Source organism: Cryobacterium sp. TMT2-10, assembly GCF_004403075.1.
In the GTDB taxonomy this organism is placed as follows: domain Bacteria; phylum Actinomycetota; class Actinomycetes; order Actinomycetales; family Microbacteriaceae; genus Cryobacterium; species Cryobacterium shii.
On the sequence record NZ_SOGW01000035.1, the window covers coordinates 1 to 17,133 of the forward strand.

A 17,133-nucleotide genomic window follows, 5' to 3' on the forward strand; every position below is an offset into this window, starting at 1 on the left:
TGCGGGACGCTCCGGTGCCGGCCACTCCGACGCCGCTCGGTCCGGCGCGAGCCGCTCCGGCGAGCAGGCCGGGGGCCGCCCGCCACGCTCCCGCACCCGCGTCGGCTCGGGCACGAACCCGGATGCCCCGGCCACCGCGCCCGCCGCCGGGACCCACGATGGCGGAGGAGCCGAGCACCACGACGGCAACAGCGCACCGCGCCGCCGCAGCCGTACCCGTCGCCACGCCCCGCAGGCCGGCACCCCCAGCTAACCAGCTGCTGCGGACACGACAGCGCCCCCGCTTCGGCGGGGGCGCTGTCGTGTCCGCGCCCCCTGGTCGATCGCCACGCGTCAAGCCGGTCGAGACCCCGCGCTCCAGCGGTTGCCGGCCCCGCGGCATCCCTCGTGCTCGCGGCGCACCTTGCGGCTCGCGGCGCACGTTAGACCATGCGCCCCGGGCCACATCGTGCGCCCCCAGACCGGCCACCGGATGCTGACCGCCCGGACCGGACGTGCGCAGGGTGGCCGGAACCCTGCACGCGGCATCCGTTGCAACGACAGTCGTCGAATCGGAAACGCTGTATCCGTCGTTACCTAAACTCGGGCATATTCGCGACACGCCGCCTTCGCGAGCGGCTCAGACCGCGTGGCGCGAAAAAGTTCGAGTAAAGAAACGCTGACGGACGCTGAGCTGCCCGACCGTAGACCCCTCCGATTCCCGACCGACATCCGGTCTGGACTCCTCCCCGTCCTCATCCCCGTCCACCTACCGGTCCACCTAAGTGCCGACGGCCGAACGAATTCGACGGAGATTTTGCATTAAAAAGCCCAATTTCGGCCTGAAATGGCCGGTTCGCCTCAAAATCTCCGTCGAATTGGTTCGGAGCTCGTGTTTGGGAGCGGGGGCGGGGGCGGGAGCGGGGGGCGGGAGCGGGGACGGGGACGGCGGGAGCGGGAGCGGGGACGGCGGGAGCGGGAGCGGGCGTCAGCCGTAGACCGGCTCGGCACCCGTGGCCTGCTCGATGATGCGCTCGAGTACCTCGGGAGCGGTCGTGTTCTCCCCCAGGCGGTTGGGCTTGCCCTCGCCGTGGTAATCGCTGGACCCGGTGACGAAGAGTCCGTACTTCTCGGCGAGCTCGTAGAGCCTGGCTTTCGCCTCCGGCCGGTTCTCCCGGTGCTCGAGCTCGAGGCCGAACAGTCCAGCCTCGACCAGCCGGGCCAGGTTCGCTTCCTGGATCACGTCGTCCACGCCCCGCGTCGCCGGGTGCGCGATGACCGGCACTCCCCCGGCGGCCCGCACCAGGGCGATGGCCCGCTGCGGTTCGGGCGCGTAGTGCGGCTGGTAGTAGCCGGCGTCCCAGTGCAGGATGCCCGCGAACGCCTCACTCCGGGTGAGCGCGAAGCCGCGCGCCACCAGGGCGTCGGCGATGTGCGGGCGGCCGACCGTCGCATCCGGGGTCGTCTGCTCGAGCACGTCGTCCCAGGTGAGGGCGTAGTCGGCGCCGATGCGTTCCACCATCTGCTCGGCGCGCACGAGCCGGGCCTGCCGCACGCGGGCGGTCTCGGCCACGATGCCGGCGTCGGACGGGTCGAACAGGTAGGCCAGCATGTGCACGCTGGCGAACCCCACCCGGGTGCTGAACTCCATGCCGGGAATGAGCGTGATCCCCTCGGCGCGCGCGGCGCCGGCGGCCTCGACCCAGCCGGCGGTGGAGTCATGGTCGGTGAGGGCGACCGTGCCGAGTCCGGCGGCCTTGGCGGCCCGCACGAGCTGCGACGGGGTTTCGGTGCCGTCGGAGACACTCGAGTGCGTATGCAGGTCAATCGGACTGCGGAATCGACGCTCACCTGGCATCCCCCCATGTTAGTTGCAGCCGCGCGGGTGCAGGCGTGTGGGCACCGCCGCGGTGCTGCAGCCGCAACGACGGAGGCTTCGCCCAGCCGGCTCGTCTAGCGTGGTCTGGCCATGACCCGACTGCTGACCGCCCTGACCGTTCCACTCGTCCTGGCGACCGCCGCCGCGCTGGCCGTGCTCGGCTGGCCGCAGTTGTTCAGGCTGCAGAACACCTGGGTGGCCGCGCACGCCGTGTCCCTGCGCGGACTCGAGGCGGCCGTGGCCGTCGGTGCCGTGGTGCTGGCCCTCGTGCTGTTGCTGTTCACGCGCGCCCGCCCGCTTCGTCGCCTGCTCGGCGCCCTGATCGTGCTCCTGCTGCTGTTCGGCGCCGGCAACGCGGGCCTCCTGATCGTGCGCGGGCTCGGCACCCGGGTACCTGCCACTGCCGCCACTGCCACAGCCACCGAGACGACGGATGCCGTCACCGTGCTCAGCTGGAACACGCTCGGCGACGCTCCGGGTGCCGCCGCCATCGCAGCGCTCGCCCTCGAGCAGGGCGCCGACGTCGTGACCCTGCCGGAGACCACCGAGGCGACCGGGGAGGCCGTCGCGGAGGCCATGAAGGCCGGCGGACGCCCGATGTGGGTGCACACCCTCGCCTTCGACCAGATCTCGAAGGCACGCTCCACGACCCTGCTGATCAGCCCGGACCTCGGCGACTACAGGGTTGCGAACGCGGCCGGTTCCGGGCCGCCGGGCAACACGAACGTTCTGCCCACGGTGGTCGCGGTCCCGGCCGACGGCACCGGTCCGACCATCATCGCCGTGCACGCCGTCGCCCCGATCCGGTTCGAGATGTCCAACTGGCGCTCGGACCTCGACTGGCTGGCCACCCAGTGCGGCGGCGGGAATGTGATCATGGCCGGGGATTTCAATGCGACGGTTGACCATTTGAGCGGCCGGGAGGCATCCGTGGGCGCCGTTCTCGGCCGCTGCCGGGACGCCGGCCTGGCGACGGGCTCGGGCGCGGTGGGCACCTGGCCGGCTTTCGCGCCTGCCCTGCTCGGCGCCCCGATCGACCACGTGCTCTCGACCCCGAACTGGCAGACGCAGAGCATGAGGGTGATCGAGACCGAGGATGCCGCAGGCAGCGATCACCGCCCCCTCGTCGCCACGCTCTCCCCCGCCCCTTGATCCCGCCCCTTGATCCCGCCCCCTGAACCCGCCCGCCTGATCCCGCCCCCGGAATCCGCCCGCTTGATCCCCGATCGGCCCGGCCAGAGTGCCCGTTTCGGTCGAGAGTGGCCGGTGCGCGGGTCACTCTCGACCGGAACAGGCACTATGCGGGGAGCAATGGGACAATGGCCGTATGGCTCATTCCACCGAAACCGCGATCACCCCCGCCCCGCGCACGAACGAGAACCGCTCGACCACGCCCGGTTCGGCGGGGTTCAAGGACTACATCTCCAGCGGCTGGGCCGAACGCGCCGAGGTCGTGCCGCCGGCGCGTGAGCAGGCAGGCTTCGCCGCCGCCCGCCGCGCCCGCCTCTCCGCGATGTACCCGGGGCAGCGCCTGATCGTCCCGGCCGGACGTCTGAAGCAGCGTTCCAACGACACCGATTACGCGTTCCGCGCGCACTCTGCGTTCGCCCACCTCACCGGGTGGGGCAGCGACGCCGAGCCCGGCGCCGTGCTGGTGCTCGAGCCCACTGCCGACGGCCACGACGCGACCGTCTACTTCCGTGAGCGCGCCGGGCGCGACTCGGACGAGTTCTACGCCAACTCCGAGATCGGCGAGTTCTGGATCGGCCCGCGCCCGTCGATCGCCCAGGTCGCCGGTGACCTCGCGGTCTCCGTGCGCGGCATCGCCGACCTGGCCGCCGTCTTCGCCGCGGTCGACACCGAAACGCTCGTGCTGAGGGAGGCCGACCCGGCCCTGACCGACGACGTGGACGAGGCCCGCCTCCGCTTCGCCGCCGAGAAGGTGCTCACCACGAACGCGGCCGATTCCCCGTTCAGCCTCGAGATCAACGCCGAACACGAACCGGACGACCACTTCGCTCGGGACCTGTCCGAGTTGCGCCTGGTCAAGGATTCCTACGAGATCGCCCAGATGCGCCTCGCCGTGGCGGCCACCGCGCGCGGCTTCGAGGACGTCATCCGCGACCTGCCCCGCTCGAGCGCGCACCTGCGCGGCGAACGACTGGTCGAGGGCGTGTTCAACACCCGCGCCCGGTCCGACGGGAACGCCGTCGGCTACGACACCATCGCGGCCTCCGGCCCGCACGCCTGCATCCTGCACTGGACCCGCAACGACGGCGCCGTGGTGCCGGGCGACCTGATCCTGATCGACGCCGGCGTCGAGGTCGACAGCTACTACACCGCCGATATCACCCGCACACTGCCCGTGGACGGCACCTTCACCGAGGTGCAGCGCCGCGTCTACGAGGCCGTGCGCGAGGCAGCGGATGCCGCGTTCGCCGTCGCGAAACCCGGCGCGGTGTTCCGCGACGTGCACGCCGCCGCGATGGAGGTCATCGCCCGCCGCACCGCGGAGTGGGGCATGCTACCCGTCACCGCCGAGGAAGCCCTGCTGCCCGACAACGGCCACCACCGCCGGTACATGGTGCACGGCACCAGCCACCACCTGGGCCTCGACGTGCACGACTGCGCCCAGGCACGCCGCGACATGTACATGGACGGCGTGATCGAGCCCGGCATGGTGTTCACGATCGAACCCGGCCTGTACTTCCAGCCCGACGACCTGACGGTGCCCTTGGAATACCGCGGCATCGGGGTGCGCATCGAGGACGACGTGCTGATCACCGCCGACGGCCCCGAGAACCTCTCGGCCGGCATCCCCCGCTCCGCGGCCGACGTCGAGGCCTGGATCGCGACCCTCACCGCCTAAAGCCCTTCTCGCCCGTCGCGAGAGCGCGAAGAACGCCCCTTCACGAACCGTGAAGGGGCGTTCTTGCGTTGCAGCCGGCGCCGCTACACGCTGTCGCGGGACGGCGGCGCGAACGGGGCTGCGGGCGGCGCAGCGGGCGGCTCGGTCGGCGGGGCGGCGGAGTACGGCGGCTCCGACGGATGCGGCAGGGGCGCCGCGGCGACGTCGGCGACGTGCCCGTGCAGGAGGTTGCGCGCCCGATTGACCAGGGCCGACTCGACGATCACCTGGTAGTTGCTCGCGATGACCTGCATGGTGGAGGTGAAGTCGCGGCGGCGACGGTTGAGCCCGTAGCTGACCAGCCCGAACAGCATGCCGAACCCGGCGCCGATCAGCACGGCGGCCAGCACGAACGGCAGGCCGGCCCCGGCGGGCGAGAAGATGAAGAACAGCAGTCCGAAGAAGACGCCCAGCCAGGCCCCGGATGCCGCCCCGGCGAGCGCGACGCGCCCCCAGGTGAGTTTGCCGGTGACCCGCTCGACGCTCTTGAGGTCGTTTCCGACGATGGAAAGCTGCTTCACGGGGAAGTCGGCCTTCGCCAGCTGGTCCACGGCTTCCTGCGCCTCGAAGTACGTCGCATACGTCGCCAGGACCTCGCCTTTGGGCAGAACGGGGAACAATGCGGGGCTCCGCCCGCCGAACGGACTCTGGTTACTCATGGCGCCATTCTCCCACAGGACCGATATCCCCTGAAGGTGGCCTAGATTTGTACTGTGAGTGCCACCAGAGTCTTTGTTGCCCGTTTGGCCGGGTGTACCGTTTTCGACCCCGCGGGAGACCGCGTGGGCAAGGTCCGCGACGTGTTGGTGGTCTACCGAAAAAACGACCCGCCCCTCGTCGTCGGCCTGATCGTGGAGATCCCGGGCAAACGCCGCGTGTTCGTCTCCATCGGACGGGTCACCAGCATCGGCTCCGGCCAGATCATCACGACCGGCCTGATCAACGTTCGCCGGTTCGAGCAGCGCGGCGGCGAAGTGCGCGTCATCGCCGAGATGCTCGGCCGCACGGTCGTCTTCAACGACGGCTCGGGCGAAGCGACGATCGAGGACGTCTCGATCGAGCAGGCCCCGCAGGGCGGCTGGGCGATCAGCCAGCTCTTCGTGCGCCGGCCCAAGACCAGCCTGTCCCTTTTCGCCAAGGGCGCCACGACCTTCGCCGCCTGGAACGAGGTGCGCGAGCAGACCACCGCCGGCCAGGCCCAGTCGGCCGAACAGCTGATCGCGACCTACTCCGACCTCAAACCAGCCGACCTCGCGAACACGCTGCTCGACCTGCCGCCGGAGCGCATGCACGAGGTCGCCGGCGAGCTGCCGGACGGCCGCCTCGCCGACGCGCTCGAGGAGATGCCCGAGCGCGAGCAGGTCAGCATCCTGACCCGGCTCGGCGACGCCCGCGCCGCCGACGTTCTCGACCACATGCAGCCCGACGACGCCGCGGACCTGATCGCGCAGCTGCCGGAAGAACTCGGCGAGCAGCTGCTCGACCTGATGGAACCGGAGGAGGCCGACGACGTCCGCTTCCTGCTGACCTACGCCCCCGACACGGCGGGCGGCCTGATGACGCCGGAGCCGATCATCGTCTCGGCCGATGCCACCGTCGCGGAGGGGCTCGCGCTCATCCGTCGCCACGATCTGGCCCCGGCCCTCGGCGCGGCCATCTGCGTCACCCTGCCGCCTTACGAGCCGCCGACCGGCCGCTTTCTCGGCATGGTGCATTTTCAACGGATGCTGCGCTACCCGCCCCACGAACGCCTCGGCACGCTGCTCGACCAGGGTCTCGATCCCGTCACCGCTGACACGTCGGCGGCGGAGGTCACCCGCATCCTCGCCAGCTACGACCTCGTCTCCGTGCCCGTCGTCGACGACAACCACCGACTCGTCGGGGTGGTGACGATTGACGATGTCCTCGACTATCTGCTGCCCGACGACTGGCGCAGCCACGACGGCAACGACGATGTGCGCCGCCGGGCCGCCGCCCGCACCGAACTGACCACGGGAAGCATCCCGCTGCAACACGGAAGGAGGACCGGCAATGGCCCGAGCTAACCGCTCCGATCTCCGTCTCGACTCACCGAAGGGTCTCCGCACCCCCGCCCTCGGCCGCAAGCGCCGCCGTAACCGCGACCGCGCCAGCCGCGACCGGTTCGGCCGCTTCACCGAGGCCATCGCCCGCGCCATGGGCACGCCCTGGTTCCTGCTCGGGCTGACCTTCTTCGCCGTGGGCTGGATCGCCTGGAACACGCTGGCCCCGCCGGCGTGGCGCTTCGACTCCGTCTCGCTCGGCTTCATCGCGCTCACCCTGGTCCTGTCGATGCAGGCCTCCTACGCGGCGCCGATGATCCTGCTGGCGCAGAACCGCCAGGACGACCGCGACCGGGTGCAGTTCGAACAGGACCGGCAGCGCGCCGAACGCAACCTCGCCGACACGGAATACCTCGCCCGCGAGGTCGTGGCCCTGCGCCTCGGGATGAAGGACCTCGCGTCGAAGGATTTCCTCCGGTCCGAACTGCGAGCCCTGCTCGAGAACCTGGAAGAACGCGAGGATCAGGACAAGCCCGCGCGGAAGCGCTCCCGCAAGGGCGACCGTGACCGCGACCGGGACGAGCGGTCGCCGGGTGCCTGATTTCTCCGCCGACCAGGTCCTGACGGCTCTGGGCCGGGTGATCGACCCCGAAATCCGCAGGCCGATCACCGACCTGGACATGGTCGCCGGGGTCGACGTCGTCGACGGCCACGCCGCCGTCGGCATCCGCCTGACCATCGCCGGTTGCCCGGCCGCCCGCCAGATCGAGCGCGACGTGCTTCAGGCCGCGGAGTCCGTGGCCGGGGCCGGCAACGTCACCGTGGACGTGACCGTGATGACCCCCGAACAGCGCCGGGCCATGACGGAGAAGCTCCGCGGCGGCGCCTCGCAGCGCAGCAACCAGTTCGGTCCCACGTCACTCACCCGGGTCTACGCCATCACCAGCGGCAAGGGCGGCGTCGGCAAGTCGACCATCACCGCGAACCTGGCCGTCGCGCTGGCCGCGCGCGGGCTGCGGGTCGGCATCGTCGACGCGGATGTCTACGGGTTCTCGATCCCCGGACTGCTCGGTCTCGTCACCGCGCCCTCCCCCGAGACGGGCAAGGCCGCCGCGGTGAAGCCGACCCAGGTGGGCGAGATGATCCTGCCGCCGATCGCCTTCGACGTGAAGGTCATCTCGATCGGCATGTTCGTCGAGGACGCGTCCGTCGCGGTGGCCTGGCGCGGTCCGATGCTGCACCGCACCATCACCCAGTTCCTCACCGACGTCTACTTCGGAGACCTGGACATCCTGCTGCTCGACCTGCCGCCGGGAACCGGAGACGTGGCCATCTCCATCGGCCAATTGCTCCCCCAGGCCGAGGTCATCGTCGTCACGACCCCGCAGCCGGCCGCCGCCGACATCGCCGAACGCAGCGGCGTCGTCGCCCGGCAGACCGGCCAGAGCATCTACGGCGTGATCGAGAACATGGCGGGCATCGTGCAGCCGGACGGCAGCGTGCTGGAGCTGTTCGGGTCGGGCGGCGGCGCGGAGGTCGCCCGCCGGCTCGGCGCCGGCCAGGATGCTCCCGTTCCCCTGCTCGCGCAGGTGCCGCTGAGCGTGCCGCTGCGAAGCGGCGGGGACAGCGGGGTGCCCGTGGTGCTGGGCGACCCGGACGACCCAGCGGCCATCGCCATCCGGGCGGTCGCCGACCGGCTCGCCACCCGGGCCAGGGGCCTCTCCGGGATGAATCTCGGCGTCACTCCCCGGCAGCCGCCGCCCGCCTAGACTGCGGGCATGCCTGCCTCCCCACCGAACCCGCCTGTCCCCTCCCCGCGGAACCCCGCCGCGCTGACCCCCGCCGCGTCGACTCCCGCCACGCTGCTTCCCGCCAGGCTGGGCGCCGCCGACATCGCCGCGCTCACCCGGGACATCCGTTCGCGGGCGGGCGCCACGATCGCGGTGATCACCCCGTTCACAGGCGAGCTGCTGCACGACCTGCCGGTCAGCCGGGTCAGCGATGTGCAGGAGGCCTACACCCGGGCGCGCCTCGCCCAGCTGGCCTGGGCGCGGGCCGGGTTCACCCACCGCCGCGCGGTGCTCCTGCGCGCCCACGACCTGATCCTCGAGCGCACCGAGCTGCTGCTCGACATCGTGCAGGCGGAGAGCGGGAAGACCCGCGGCCAGGCTTTCGAGGAGGTCGTCCAGGCGGCCGGCGCCACGCGGTACAACGCCATCGCCGCCGGCCGGGTGCTGCGGGGCGATCGGCGCTCCTCCGCCCTCCCCCTCGTGATCACCACGCGGGTGCGCTACCGGCCCAAGGGCACCGTCGGCGTGATCACGCCATGGAACTATCCGCTCAGCCTCGGCGCCATGGACGTGGCCCCGGCCCTGGCCGCTGGCTGCGCGGTGGTGCAGAAGGCGGACGACCAGGGCGCCCTGAGCATCCTCGCCCTACGGCGCGCGTTCATCGACGCCGGGGTCCCCGAGGCCCTCTGGTCGGTGGTCACCGGCGACGGTCCCGAGATCGGCGGCGCGGTCACCGACGCGGCCGACTACATCTGTTTCACGGGTTCGACCGCCACCGGGCGCACGATCGCGGCCCAGGCGGCCGGGAAGCTCACCGGCGTCTCCCTCGAACTCGGCGGCAACAACCCCCTGATCGTGCTCGATGACGCCGATCCGGCCCGGGCGGCGGCCGACGCCGCCACGGCCTGCTTCACGGCGATGGGCCAGCTCTGCGTGTCGATCGAGCGCATCTACGTGCAGCGGGGCGTGGCGGACGCGTTCCTGCGCGAATTCGTGGCGGTCACGCGCGCCCTCGTGTCCGGCGCCGCCTACGACTATTCGACGGATGTCGGTTCCCTCACCTCGCAGGCCCAGCTGGACCGGGTGAGCGGGCAGGTGGCCGACGCGGTCGCCGCGGGCGCCGTGCTCGAAGCCGGCGGCCGGGCCCGCCCCGACCTCGGACCCTACTTCTACGAACCGACCGTGCTCACCGGGGTCACCGCCGAGATGGAGTGTTTCGCGTCGGAGACCTTCGGGCCGGTGGTGGCCGTGTCCGTGGTGGACACGGAGCAGGAGGCGATCCTCGCCGCCAACGACAGCGACTACGGGCTCAACGCGTCGGTGTTCTCCGGCTCCGTGCGACGGGCCCTGCGCGTGGCCGCCGGCATCGAGGCCGGCAGCGTGAACATCAACGAGGGATACCGCGGCTCGCTCTCTTCGGTCGCCGCCCCGATGGGCGGGGTGAAGCAGTCCGGCCTCGGCCGGCGCAACGGCCCGGAAGGCCTGCTCCGGTTCGTGGAGCCGGTGACGATCTCGCGCGCGACCGGCATCCTCCAGCTGCCGCGCACCGGCCGTGACTTCGAGCGGCTGGCAGGCCCGATGCTGCTGCTGTCCGCCGCACTGAAGGGCCTCCGGCGGCCCTGAGGCGGAGGCCCTGAGGCCGGGCGTCCGGCGCCGTGCTAGGGGGCTGCGGTCTCCGCCGGGGACCCGGCCTGCCCTGCCGCCGCCTTCCTGGCGGCCTTGTCCTGCTTCGACTTCTCCTGCTTTGACTTTTCCTGCTTCGACTGCGACTTGGACGTCGCCGCCGTCTTCTTGGCGGTCTCCTTGGCGGCCGACTTCGACGCGGACCTCGATTTCGACGCGGACCCCGATTTCGATTTCCTGGACGCGGGCTTCGTCTGCCCCGGCTGGGCCAGCGTCGCGGCGTAGTCCGGAACCGGACGGTTCAGCTCGCGGGGCGGGCGCTCGTAGTCCGCCGCGACGGGCCGCGACGGGATGTTCACCGTGGGCGGTTCACGGTGCTCATACGGCACGATCGACAGGAGGTGGCTGATCATGTTGAGTCGGGCTGCGCGCTTGTCCTCGCTCTCGACCACCCACCAGGGCGCCTCGGGCAGGTCGGTGTGCACGAACATCTCGTCCTTGGCCCGGGAGTAGTCCACCCACTTGGTGATCGAGAACAGGTCCGTCCCCGAGAGCTTCCACCGCCGCATCGGGTCCTTCAACCGAGACCGGAAGCGCGCCTCCTGCTCGTGGTCGGACACCGAGAACCAGTACTTGACGAGCAGGATGCCGTCTTCGACCAGCATCCGTTCAAACAGCGGTGCCTGGTGCAGGAACCGGCGGTACTCGTCCGGCGTGCAGTAGCCCATCACGTGCTCGACGCCGGCGCGGTTGTACCAGGACCGGTCCATCAGCACGATCTCACCGGTCGAGGGCAGGTGCTCGATGTAGCGCTGGAAGTACCACTGCCCGCGCTCGCGCTCGGTCGGCACGGGCAGCGCGACGATGCGAGCGATCCGGGGGTTGAGGAACTCGGTCACCCGCTTGATCGCCGACCCTTTTCCGGCCGCGTCCCTGCCCTCGAAGATCACGACGATCCGGGCCCCGGAATCCTTGACCCACTCCTGCATGGCGACCAGTTCGGTCTGCAAACGCCGCAGTTCGGCGCTGTAGACGGCAAGGTTGACCCGCTTGGGCTTCGTTCGCGGATTCGACTCGGGGTTCGACATGGGCACGCTCCTCATACACCTGGCTTCAGCGTAGCGTGAGCGCCTAGCCCGATCCGGACGGCCTGATTACTCTGTGCAGGACAGGTGTGTCCAGCACCTGCCGACGAACACGGGAGCAGGATCTTGCCACAGCCCCAAACCCTCATTTCGTCGGTCCAGCGCGCGCTCAAGCTGGTGGACATCGTCGCCGACGCGGCCGGGCCGTTGCCGGTGAAGGCCATCGCGCGCGCGTCCGGACTCAGCCTCGGCACCGCCTACAACCTCACCCGCACCCTCGTGCACGAGGGTTACCTGGCCGCCGAGCCGGACGGCCTCGTGCTCGGGGCGCGCTTCCCGAGCCTGCGCGGCGACGACGGTCCCGGCGTGTTCACCGCCTTCGTGCGGCAGACCCTGCGCCGGGTCGCCCGGGAGCACGCCTCACCGGCCCAGTTCACGCGCTACCAGGCCGGCGAGGTGCACCTGGTGGACAGCGTCGACGCCGCCGGGGCGCCCAGGGTCGGCTTCCGGGCCGGTGCACCGCCGGCCGCCGTCGGGCGACAGATCCTGGCCCAGCTCAGCCGGGAGCAGCGCTCTGACTACCTGTCCCGGCATCCGTCGGAGCCGCCGCCCGCGCACTCCGCCGGCAACCGGCGAGTGCTTCGGGGCCAGCGACCACCCGGCACGGATGCCCCCGTTTCGCCCGATCCGGACCGGCTCGCCGCCTGCATCGCGGTCCCGGTTCGCGCCCCCGGCCTGATCGCGGTCCTGGCCGTCTCCGTGCCGGGTGACGGGGTCGACGCCGGAGCCGTGGTGCGGCGGCTGCGGGTCGCCGCCGACATCCTCTCGTGCCAGTTGGGCGCCTCCCCCCTGACCTAGTGGCCCACCGGGTCGCCCACCTCGGCGGCCCTCCCCCGCTCCCCCTCCCGCACGCCCTCCCCGCGGTTCCCCTAACGAATTCGACGGAGATTTTTCCGAATCAGCCCCAAATCGGCCCTAATCGGCCCTGAAACCGACTTCGAACTCAAAATCTCCGTCGAATTGGTTCGGCGCCCCGCGAACCGGTCAGGTGGCTTCGGAGTCGAACGGCGCCGGTTGCTGCGAGGCGGCCGCTTCACGGGCGCGCTTGCGTTGCAGGTAGGCCCCGTCCGGGTTGACGCCGGCCCGGGAGACGACGGCGGACTGTTCCTTCACCGGCTCGTCATCGCTGAGTGCTTCCCGGATGATCCGGCGCGGGTCATACTGACGCGGGTCGAGTTTCTTCCAGTCGACGTCGTCGAAGTCCGGACCCATCTCGTCCCGCATCCGGTCTTTGGCGCCGTTCGCCATGTTCCGGAGCTGCTTCACCAGGCGCGCGAGCTGCGCCGCGTAGTGGGGCAGTTTCTCCGGTCCGAGCAGGAAGACGGCGACAATCCCGATCAGGAGGATCTTCTCGAACGTCAGTCCAAACATTCACTCAGAATAACCCCCGGCGAGGCCTCCCCCGACCAGGCCCGGCCCACCCCTAGGCTTGACCCATTCACCTACTGGAGTTGCACTGTGTCTGACAAAGATCTGAACTGGAAGTTCTCCGACGATTCCGTCGTGGAATCCGACGCTGTGGCCAGGGCCAGGCAGCAATCCCTCGAGCTCGGGATCGACTCGATCTCGCCGGCCGTCGGTGCGCAATCCGCCGTGATCGCCGCGGCGACCGGGGCACGGAGCATCCTCGAGGTGGGTACCGGGGCCGGAGTCTCGGGCATCTGGCTGCTCAGGGGCGCTCCCGGCGCCACGCTCACGTCGATCGACACCGAGGTCGACCACCAGCTGCACGCCCGGGCCAGCTACCTCGAGGCCGGCATCCCCGCGAACCGGGTGCGCCTGATCACGGGCCGCGCCGCCGATGTGCTGCCGCGGATGAATGAGAACTCCTACGACATCGTCTTCGTGGACGCCGACCCGCAGTCCGTGATCGAGTACGTCGAGCATGCCCTGCGCCTGGCGCGTCCGGGTGGAACCGTTCTCGTGGCCCACGCGCTCTGGCGCGGCCGGGTCGCCAACCCCGCCCAGCGCGACGATGTGGCCACCGGTTTCCGCACCCTGCTGACCGAGATCGCATCCTCGACCGCCGTGATCAGCGCGCTCTCGCCGGTGGGCGACGGGCTGCTGCAGATCACCAAGATCCGCGCCTGAGCTGATCGGCGACCGTCCGGCCAAGCGGCCGTCCGCCTGGGCACAAGAAAATCGGCCACGCAGCCTGAGCCGCGTAGCCGATTTCGGTGATGTTTTGGGACGTGACTACACGGTCGACTGGACTACGCCGGCGAGTGCATCGTGAAGCTCTTTTGCTTCAGCGTCGTTCACAGAGACGACGAGTCGGCCTCCACCTTCGAGCGGAACCCGCACGATGATGAGGCGCCCCTCTTTTACAGCCTCCATTGGCCCGTCTCCGGTCCGTGGCTTCATGGCCGCCATGAACTCCCCTTCCATTCATTCGTCTGAACCTCCATTATCGACCATTGCGGCCCGAGACAGTAATTAGCGGCCCCGCCAGCCGCTAGGGCGGCGTCCAGTCCGCGCCGTCGACGCCCCAGCACAGCAACAACCAGCCCCACTGCCCGAGGATGCCCGCCAGCACCAGGGCGATGCGGTACCCGGTGTTCCGCGGCGGGGCGAGCGCTCCGAGCAGCGGGAACATCGGCATCAGCAGCCGGAACGTACTCGACTGCGGGAAGAAGACCGCGAGCAGGTACAGCGCGTAGCTGGCCAACCACAGGCGCAGATCGACGCCGAGACGCTTCACCGGGGGCAGGAATAACGCCGCGCCGAACAGGAGAATCAGCACGATGACGGCGACGATGCCGAGCGGCATCCCCAGCCACCAGACCCCGCTCTGGAACCACGCGGTGAACGGGATGAGCTCCTGGTAACCGATGTACGGCGCCCGCCAGGCGAGTTCGGTGTCGGTGTACGCGGTGATCGACCCGGTGCCGATCCAGGCGATGGCCGGCCAGGCGAGTCCCGCGAGCAGGCTGTACCCGGTGACGGATGCCGCCAGCACCCGGTCCGCCGCCGGGAACGGGTCCTGCCGGCGCGTGACAGCGCGGTACACCGTGTGCAGCCCCAGGGCGAGCGCGAAGGCGAGGCCACTCGGCCGCGTCAGGGCCATCACGGTGATCACCGGGAACAGCAAGGCGTAGCGACGTTGCAGCAGCAGGAGCAGGGCCAGGGTCAGCAGGAACAGGTACATCGACTCGGCGTAGCCGAACTGCAGGAGCGGCGACAGCGGCGCCACGCAGAACAACACCACCGAGAACAGAGCCGTCGACGAGTCCAGCACCCGTCGCATCAGCCGGTAGAACAGCAGTGCCGCGCCGAGGCTGAAGGCCACGGACACGAGGACGGCCATGGGCGCCCACGGCTGCCCGACCAGCACCATCAGCAGGCGCACGATCGCCGGATATCCGGGCATGAACGCCCAGGCGCTCTCCCCCACGTGCCCGTCCGCGGTGAACGGCAGGGTGGAGGGGTAGCCGACGACGGCAACGATGTTGTACCAGCGGCCGTCCCACATGTTCGCGAAGTCCGCGTATCCGGGCGAAGCGGACGTCCACGCGTTGGGTCCCTGCACGTTCGCCAGGAGCAGCACCAGCGCGGTGGTGACGATCCGGGACGCCGCCCAGATCAGGGTGACCCGCGCCCACCACGGGGTGGCGCAATAACGGGCCCGCCACGGGGCGGGCAGCACGGCTACCCGACGGGTGCGCTCAGCCATGAACGGAGGCCGTCCTCGCACTCCGTGATCTGCTGCAGGGCGACGCGCTCGTCGTCCGCGTGGGCCTTGAGCGGGTCACCCGGGCCGTAGTTGACGGCCGGGACGCCGAGCGCGGAGAAGCGTGCGACATCCGTCCAGCCGTATTTGGGGCGCGCCTCGCCGCCGACCGCGGCCATGAATTCCCGGGCCAGGACCGCGTCGAGCCCGGGGTGGGCTCCTTCCGCCCGGTCGACGATCGTGATCTCGTAACCCTGGAAGAGGTCCTCCAGGTGCATGACGGCCTCCGCCGACGTGCGACTGGGGGCGAACCGGTAGTTGACGTGCACCATGCACTCGTCGGGGATCACGTTGCCGGCGATGCCGCCGCTGATGCCGACCGCGTTCAGGCCCTCCCGGTAGACGAGACCCTCGACCTCGACCTCGCGCGCCTGATAGCCGGCAAGGATCTCGAGGATGGGTCCGACCTTGTGGATGGCGTTGTCGCCGACCCAGCTGCGCGCCGAGTGCGCGCGCAAACCGAAGGTGCGGATTTCGACGCGCACATTGCCGTTGCAGCCGCCCTCGATCCGGCTGTTGGTCGGCTCGCCGAGAATAGCGAAGTCGCCCTCGAACAGGTCGGGCCGGTTCCGGGCCAGGCGGCCGAGGCCGTTGAGGTCGTCGGCGACCTCCTCGTGGTCGTACCACATCCAGGTCACGTCGACGACGGGTTCGGTCAGTTCGGCGGCCAGCTTCAGCTGCACGGCCACGCCGGCCTTCATGTCGACCGTGCCGCGGCCCCAGAGGTAGTCGACACCGTCGATGGTCTCGAACCGGGTCGGCAGGTTGCGGTTCAGCGGAACCGTGTCGATGTGGCCGGCGATGACCACGCGCTGGGCCCGGCCGAGGTTCGTGCGGGCGACCACCGTGTCGCCGTCGCGGATGATCTCGAGGTGATCGAACCCGGCGAGCGCCTGCTCGATGGCATCGGCCAGGGCCGTTTCGTTGCCGGAGACCGACTCGATGTCGCAGATCACGCGGGTGAGTTCGATCGAGGACGCGGACAGGTCTAGAGTCACGGGGTTCTGGGGCACTCTACTAATCTAGAGCCATGACCACCGCCGTGTCCCCGCCGCCCGCCGTCCCCTCGAACGCCTGGGGCTACGGCCTGGCCACGGTCGCTGGCGACGGCACCGTGCTGGACACCTGGTTTCCGGCTCCCCGGCTCGGCACCCTGCCGGCGGGCCGCGACCGCTGGATCGTGCCGTCCGAGCTGGAGGAATTCGCGCGCGAGGATCCGCGCCGGAACGTCCGGGTGGAAGCCGTCACGGTGGAGATCGATCTCGCTGCCGCGCCGACCGGAACCTCCGACGCCTACCTGCGCCTGCACCTGCTATCCCACCTCCTCGTGCTTCCGAACAGCATCAACCTCGACGGCATCTTCGGCCACCTCCCCGCCGTGGCCTGGACCAACGCGGGCCCCATGCTGCCCGCCGATTTCACCCGGCTTCGCCCCTCGCTGCAGCGTCACGGCATCCAGACGACCGGGATCGACAAGTTCCCGCCGCTGCTCAACTACGTCACGCCCGACCGGGTCAGGATCGCGGATGCGTCCCGGGTGCGCCTCGGGGCCCACCTCTCCCCCGGCACGACCGTCATGCACGAGGGGTTCGTCAACTTCAACGCAGGCACGCTCGGCACCTCCATGGTGGAGGGCCGGATCTCCCAGGGCGTCGTCGTCGACGACGGCGCCGACATCGGCGGCGGGGCCTCGATCATGGGGACGCTGTCCGGCGGCGGCACCGAACGCGTGTCGATCGGCAAGCGCGCCCTGCTCGGCGCGAACTCGGGCGTCGGCATCTCGATCGGCGACGACACCGTGGTCGAGGCGGGCCTCTACGTGACGGCCGGCACCAAGGTGCTGCTGCCCGGCGCGCCGCGCACGGCGGATGGCGCCCTGCGCGCTGTGAAGGCCGTCGAACTCTCCGGGGTGCCCAACCTGCTGTTCCGTCGCAACTCGGTCTCCGGCGCGGTCGAGGTCCTGCAGCGCGACGGAACCGGCATCGTCCTGAACGACCAATTGCACGCATAACCTCGATTCCGGCATCCTTCTCGGGGTACGCTGCGAATCGAGAAGGA

15 protein-coding genes and 2 pseudogenes are annotated in these 17,133 nt (G+C 70.4%); 10 read left to right on the top strand and 7 right to left on the bottom strand.

Features of this window, described 5'->3' with window-relative positions; all coding sequences use genetic code 11:
• Positions 1-253: pseudogene (locus E3T37_RS16725) on the top strand (ATP-dependent helicase); the annotation flags it as partial.
• 714 nt (positions 254-967) lie between these two features.
• Here the strand turns inward: E3T37_RS16725 and E3T37_RS04060 are convergent.
• The gene (locus E3T37_RS04060) at positions 968-1,837 is read right to left on the bottom strand and encodes a PHP domain-containing protein (RefSeq protein ID WP_134365561.1); all 870 of its coding nucleotides are present in this window, start codon (positions 1,835-1,837) and stop codon (positions 968-970) included.
• Positions 1,838-1,948: 111 nt separating this feature from the next.
• On the opposite strand from E3T37_RS04060, the gene E3T37_RS04065 reads away from it, so the two are divergent.
• Together E3T37_RS04065 and E3T37_RS04070 are read left to right on the top strand one after the other, a co-directional pair.
• On the top strand, positions 1,949-3,010 hold the full coding sequence (locus E3T37_RS04065; RefSeq protein WP_174235671.1) for an endonuclease/exonuclease/phosphatase family protein: 1,062 nt from the start codon (positions 1,949-1,951) through the stop codon (positions 3,008-3,010).
• Between the two features lie 175 nt (positions 3,011-3,185).
• Entirely contained in the window at positions 3,186-4,727 is a 1,542-nt protein-coding gene (locus E3T37_RS04070) for an aminopeptidase P family protein (RefSeq protein WP_134365562.1), read from the top strand.
• An 83-nt stretch (positions 4,728-4,810) separates the two neighbouring features.
• On the opposite strand, the gene E3T37_RS04075 is transcribed toward E3T37_RS04070, so the two are convergent.
• On the bottom strand, positions 4,811-5,425 hold the full coding sequence (locus E3T37_RS04075) for a general stress protein (protein ID WP_134365563.1): 615 nt from the start codon (positions 5,423-5,425) through the stop codon (positions 4,811-4,813).
• Positions 5,426-5,479: 54 nt separating this feature from the next.
• Between E3T37_RS04075 and E3T37_RS04080 the strand changes: the two genes are divergently transcribed.
• From E3T37_RS04080 to E3T37_RS04095, 4 genes are read left to right on the top strand one after another with little or no spacing between them, the layout of a single operon-like run.
• Positions 5,480-6,811, top strand: coding sequence for a magnesium transporter MgtE N-terminal domain-containing protein (locus tag E3T37_RS04080; protein WP_134365564.1), 1,332 nt, complete (start codon positions 5,480-5,482; stop codon positions 6,809-6,811).
• Positions 6,798-7,388: a DUF1003 domain-containing protein gene (locus E3T37_RS04085; protein WP_134365565.1), complete on the top strand. Its 591-nt coding sequence runs from the start codon at positions 6,798-6,800 to the stop codon at positions 7,386-7,388. Before E3T37_RS04080 ends, E3T37_RS04085 begins: the two co-directional genes overlap by 14 nt.
• Positions 7,381-8,556, top strand: a complete 1,176-nt coding sequence (locus tag E3T37_RS04090; RefSeq protein ID WP_134365566.1) for an Mrp/NBP35 family ATP-binding protein — start codon at positions 7,381-7,383, stop codon at positions 8,554-8,556. The genes E3T37_RS04085 and E3T37_RS04090 overlap by 8 nt, the downstream gene beginning before the upstream one ends.
• 9 nt (positions 8,557-8,565) lie before the next feature.
• Positions 8,566-10,200, top strand: coding sequence for a succinic semialdehyde dehydrogenase (locus E3T37_RS04095; RefSeq protein ID WP_134365567.1), 1,635 nt, complete (start codon positions 8,566-8,568; stop codon positions 10,198-10,200).
• A gap of 260 nt (positions 10,201-10,460) precedes the next feature.
• On the opposite strand, the pseudogene ppk2 reads toward E3T37_RS04095, so the two are convergent.
• A pseudogene (ppk2, locus tag E3T37_RS04100) lies at positions 10,461-11,288 on the bottom strand (polyphosphate kinase 2); the annotation flags it as partial.
• Between the two features lie 123 nt (positions 11,289-11,411).
• On the opposite strand from ppk2, the gene E3T37_RS04105 reads away from it, so the two are divergent.
• Positions 11,412-12,143 (top strand): IclR family transcriptional regulator, encoded by a 732-nt coding sequence (locus E3T37_RS04105; protein ID WP_241976006.1) that lies wholly within the window; start codon positions 11,412-11,414, stop codon positions 12,141-12,143.
• A gap of 186 nt (positions 12,144-12,329) precedes the next feature.
• Here E3T37_RS04105 and E3T37_RS04110 read toward each other — a convergent pair whose 3' ends face one another.
• Complete coding sequence (locus tag E3T37_RS04110; RefSeq protein WP_134365569.1) at positions 12,330-12,716, bottom strand: twin-arginine translocase TatA/TatE family subunit; 387 nt, start codon at positions 12,714-12,716, stop codon at positions 12,330-12,332.
• Positions 12,717-12,803: 87 nt separating this feature from the next.
• Between E3T37_RS04110 and E3T37_RS04115 the strand changes: the two genes are divergently transcribed.
• On the top strand, positions 12,804-13,436 hold the full coding sequence (locus E3T37_RS04115) for an O-methyltransferase (RefSeq protein WP_134365570.1): 633 nt from the start codon (positions 12,804-12,806) through the stop codon (positions 13,434-13,436).
• A 105-nt stretch (positions 13,437-13,541) separates the two neighbouring features.
• Here the strand turns inward: E3T37_RS04115 and E3T37_RS04120 are convergent, their stop codons facing one another.
• From E3T37_RS04120 to dapE, 3 genes are all read right to left on the bottom strand, one after another.
• Positions 13,542-13,718 (bottom strand): DUF3117 domain-containing protein, encoded by a 177-nt coding sequence (locus tag E3T37_RS04120; RefSeq protein ID WP_134365588.1) that lies wholly within the window; start codon positions 13,716-13,718, stop codon positions 13,542-13,544.
• Positions 13,719-13,800: 82 nt separating this feature from the next.
• Positions 13,801-15,018, bottom strand: a complete 1,218-nt coding sequence (locus E3T37_RS04125) for a hypothetical protein (RefSeq protein WP_241981079.1) — start codon at positions 15,016-15,018, stop codon at positions 13,801-13,803.
• Complete coding sequence (dapE, locus tag E3T37_RS04130) at positions 14,994-16,088, bottom strand: succinyl-diaminopimelate desuccinylase (RefSeq protein WP_241978663.1); 1,095 nt, start codon at positions 16,086-16,088, stop codon at positions 14,994-14,996. The genes E3T37_RS04125 and dapE overlap by 25 nt, the downstream gene beginning before the upstream one ends.
• A gap of 17 nt (positions 16,089-16,105) precedes the next feature.
• Here dapE and dapD point away from each other — a divergent pair, with 17 nt between their 5' ends.
• Positions 16,106-17,086 (top strand): 2,3,4,5-tetrahydropyridine-2,6-dicarboxylate N-succinyltransferase, encoded by a 981-nt coding sequence (gene dapD, locus E3T37_RS04135; protein ID WP_134365571.1) that lies wholly within the window; start codon positions 16,106-16,108, stop codon positions 17,084-17,086.
• Positions 17,087-17,133: the final 47 nt, after the last annotated feature.

Bases quoted from the DNA above. Each gene is read 5' to 3' on its own strand.
- E3T37_RS04060 (WP_134365561.1), bottom strand. From the start codon at position 1,837: ATGCCAGGTGAGCGTCGATTCCGCAGTCCGATTGACCTGCATACGCAC.
- E3T37_RS04065 (WP_174235671.1), top strand. From the start codon at position 1,949: ATGACCCGACTGCTGACCGCCCTGACCGTTCCACTCGTCCTGGCGACC.
- E3T37_RS04070 (WP_134365562.1), top strand. From the start codon at position 3,186: ATGGCTCATTCCACCGAAACCGCGATCACCCCCGCCCCGCGCACGAAC.
- E3T37_RS04075 (WP_134365563.1), bottom strand. From the start codon at position 5,425: ATGAGTAACCAGAGTCCGTTCGGCGGGCGGAGCCCCGCATTGTTCCCC.
- E3T37_RS04085 (WP_134365565.1), top strand. From the start codon at position 6,798: ATGGCCCGAGCTAACCGCTCCGATCTCCGTCTCGACTCACCGAAGGGT.
- E3T37_RS04095 (WP_134365567.1), top strand. From the start codon at position 8,566: ATGCCTGCCTCCCCACCGAACCCGCCTGTCCCCTCCCCGCGGAACCCC.
- E3T37_RS04110 (WP_134365569.1), bottom strand. From the start codon at position 12,716: ATGTTTGGACTGACGTTCGAGAAGATCCTCCTGATCGGGATTGTCGCC.
- E3T37_RS04120 (WP_134365588.1), bottom strand. From the start codon at position 13,718: ATGGCGGCCATGAAGCCACGGACCGGAGACGGGCCAATGGAGGCTGTA.
- E3T37_RS04125 (WP_241981079.1), bottom strand. From the start codon at position 15,018: ATGGCTGAGCGCACCCGTCGGGTAGCCGTGCTGCCCGCCCCGTGGCGG.
- dapD (WP_134365571.1), top strand. From the start codon at position 16,106: ATGACCACCGCCGTGTCCCCGCCGCCCGCCGTCCCCTCGAACGCCTGG.